Origin of the sequence: Lutimonas sp. (genome assembly GCF_051011215.1) — a bacterium.
In the GTDB taxonomy this organism is placed as follows: Bacteria; Bacteroidota; Bacteroidia; order Flavobacteriales; family Flavobacteriaceae; genus Lutimonas.
This window is the reverse complement of sequence record NZ_JBPCUJ010000103.1, coordinates 1-3,465: the sequence shown is the minus strand read 5'-3', so window position 1 is coordinate 3,465 and position 3,465 is coordinate 1. Positions and strand designations below refer to the sequence as shown.

The following is a 3,465-nucleotide window of genomic DNA, read 5'->3' as shown; positions in this document are numbered from 1 at the left end:
CATCCTGACCCAGATTTTCATTCTCCACCAGCTTTTTGGCAAAATCCAGCAGTAAGGCATCTCCTTTAGGGCTGACGATTATTTGAGTATATAGCAAGGGGTGGTTTATGCCACCAAATTGATGAGGGAAAACCTTTCCGAAACCTTTTAGATCAACTTCGTAGGGGCGATTATCCTGGTTTTTAAATTGATAAGAAGAAAGGTCATTCAATAAGTTCCAGTATTGGCCAGCTAATTTTTCTGCTTTTCTTTTTTCATTCCATTTATTTATCCATGACGGATAATCTTTATAATAATATTGACTACTTATAAAATCACCGTTGTCAGTGGAATACCAAATAGCTTTTCCATAATGACCTGCCATTGAAATAGCACCACGGTCTTTTCCGGAAATCCCGAAGATTTTGGCATCACCATTCGAGGCCTTGTATAAATTATCACTGAAGGTTTTTGCTAAAATCGCCTTAGGTGACCGTCCCGAAGTTCTAGATGCTTTCTGAGCAGGATCCAATTGAGCAGACTTTTTAGTCTTCTCTCGTGTCGGTAATAGTGGTGCCTCAGGATCCTCAATATTATACCCGATTTCACCAGATTCAGAATGATACCATACATTACCTATCATTCCATGTTTTGATGGAGTAGTGCCTGTAGCCAATGTTGTATGACCAACAATGGTTTCTGTATTCGCATGCTGATAATGAGCATTGCTAAAGTAAGTTCCATTATTAAGTAAATAGTTAAATCCACCTTCCTGGAATTGGTTTTCGTATCTTTTTATAAGATCACCTCTGAGGCCATCAACTGTAATTTGAAGTACTAATTTAACTTCTTTATGGCTTCTTTCTTTTGGTTTTTCACATGCCAAAAGGAGAAGGAATACAATCGCAATTATAATTTTAGGAGCAGTAAATAAATGTATTATTTTCATTTCAAATATTGATAAAAAGTAAATTACTTCAAAAAAGGATTGCTTACGATGGGTGCAATCTGGATTCTAATGTTCCATAAGGCTCCATAATCATCCGGTTTGATAATGGAATATTGAGGCTCCAATCTAAGTTTCCAGGGTGTGTTTCCCCATTTCACTGTTTTAGTTATGCCCAGACCGATTGGTAAGGTCACTTTATTACCCGATTCAGCATTCCAATCAATAGAAATATTAGGTCCCATGCCTATTGACATACCCTTGCCTTGGATTTGTTTTCTGAGAATATACTGAATATCTGTTTTTGTGACATCTGCACGATCTGTATCTCCACCTACAGAATTCCAATGCTGAATGATGGTTCCTATGGTCCATTTTTTAGTAATGCTTAATGCCATTAGCGCTGGCCCCATTTGAAACTTGCCACTGCCTAAATAATCTTCAGAAGCAGTTGGGAAACTAAACGTAAGCCCTGCTCCCCAGATCAATCCATCCTTTTTATCGGGTCCGTACAGCGAAAACACATTCATGTCACCTTGCCCGGTTTTTGTATCTGTTTTTTCTCCATTCTCATCAAATATAGGAACAGATACGATAGGGAAAACAGGTCGGACCAGAAGCATTTTTGATTTACCAACTGGTACAGGAAGCGAAGGTTGAAAATTAAAGACATTTGACATATGGGTTCCACTGACAAGGTCTCCTGAATTAAAACTTAAATTTTCCTGAAAGATGAGGGACCAAAACTTAGATAGTGGGTTTTCTAATTGCCTGTTTAGATCATCAATGGTAACTTTTTCAATATTCTCAACGTTGTTTTGGTTCGATGTATTTTCGTTTTCCTGTGCCTTTACCTTATTGAAGGAAAGGATAACAAGTAATACAACAACGAGTACTTTTTTCATGTAATATCAAAAAAAAACCTCCAATTAAGGAGGTTTATATTAATTTTATTAATGTCCCCAGTCTCCATCGACCTTCATGTCGGAGCCGTCAAATTCAATGTATTTTTTCACATCAAATGGCATCAACTTCATTTGATTTTCAACCATGTCTTTGATGGCCTTTGTTTCAGGTCTGGCATTAGATATTCCTGTTAAGGGAATTCCTTTTCCGTTTTGTTTGTCAGGATATTCTTGTTTCATCAATTCATGTCTGATCTGCATTCTTGTAAATTGACCCTGTGTATGAATTAAAGGTACAAGATGTGGGTTGTGTTCTTTCGGATCCTGGTATAAATCATAAAAAGAAGCGCCAATTCCTGTTGCCGCTCCGGGATCATCCGAGATCAGATGTCTTTTGTACCTGCCTTTGACGATAGCTGCCAAGGTATGGCCTTGGTAGACATACACATAATCTCTTCGGCCAAAAGTGTCGCCATTTAATAATATAGAAGACTGGTCCAGTCCGTCAATAATTCTGTCTTTGGGGATATACTTTTCTGCACCACCAAGTTTAGCAAAAGTTGTGAATAAATCTGAAACGTGAACAATGTCACCTACCAACTGCCCTTTTTTAATGGTACCCGGCCAGTAGGCAATGGCAGGAACTCTAATTCCACCTTCAGTAAAATCTCCTTTACCTCCAGTAAATAAAATTTCAGTCATACCCCATCCCGGTGGAGGGTTATGTACCATTGGACCATTATCTGCCATGATTAAAAAGAGGGTGTTTTCAGCAATTCCTTCTTCATGAAGTGTTTCTTTTACCCTTCCAACGAAGGCATCCAATCTCGCATAAGCATTTGGGACTTTTCCTCCATTCAATGTTGCTTTTTGAGGTTCTGGTTTCAGAAAATTTAGAAAGTTAGGCCAGTACTGCACGAAAAACGGCTTTTTAGATTGAGCATTTCTTTTTATAAAGTCGATGGTTCTGTTTTCAGATTCGGTCTCCATTTTTTCATAACACTCATTGCTATTTCCACACCATTCTTCCGCGAGTTCACCTTTTTTAGCATCTAAGATTTGAACCCAACCTTTTGGTAATAATCCCGGATCATCTAATTGATAAGGATCTTTAGGGTACTGTTCAGGGTGTAAGCCTAAAATTGCATTAACAGCATTTCCTTGAGGATTGTAAAGAGAAGTAATTTGGTTCATTGGAGTAAATAGGGCCTCATCAAATCCTTGATTGTGGAGGTAACTTTGTTCAATATCGCCTAAATGCCCTTTTCCGAAATGAGCTGTTGCATATCCGGCGCCCGAAAGCACTTCAGCAAGTGTTACTTCCTCCTTAGCTAAACCTGAAAACTCATGCGGCATTCCAACAACTCCCATCCCATTTCGCACTGGGTGACGTCCTGTCAAAAAAGCAGCTCTAGTAGGTGTACAGGCAGGTTCTGAGTACATTCTTGTGAAATTAATTCCTTCTTCAGCCAGCTGATTTATAATAGGAGTTTCATAGCCCAAGGCTTTTTGAATATGTGGAAAACCAACCGATCCATATTGCTGATCATCCCAAAGAATATAAACTATGTTCGGGGTGGTTCCGTGTTCTTTTTTCAGTTCATCAAGACGTTTTTGGATGTCTTTGTCTTCGCC

At 38.7% G+C, this 3,465-nt stretch carries 3 protein-coding genes; all 3 read right to left on the bottom strand.

Features of this window, described 5'->3' with window-relative positions; all coding sequences use genetic code 11:
- On the bottom strand, window positions 1–928 hold a 928-nt coding region (locus tag ACR2MV_RS09220), incomplete at its 3' end, for an alkaline phosphatase family protein (RefSeq protein WP_434021622.1).
- Window positions 929–951: 23 nt separating this feature from the next.
- A complete protein-coding gene (locus ACR2MV_RS09215; RefSeq protein WP_434021621.1) occupies window positions 952–1,830 on the bottom strand; it encodes a hypothetical protein in 879 nt (292 codons plus the stop codon).
- 48 nt (window positions 1,831–1,878) lie between these two features.
- On the bottom strand, window positions 1,879–3,465 hold a 1,587-nt coding region (locus ACR2MV_RS09210), incomplete at its 5' end, for a sulfatase-like hydrolase/transferase (protein ID WP_434021620.1).

Excerpts from the sequence above, each read along its gene's own strand:
- ACR2MV_RS09215 (WP_434021621.1), bottom strand. The coding sequence starts at position 1,830 with ATGAAAAAAGTACTCGTTGTTGTATTACTTGTTATCCTTTCCTTCAAT.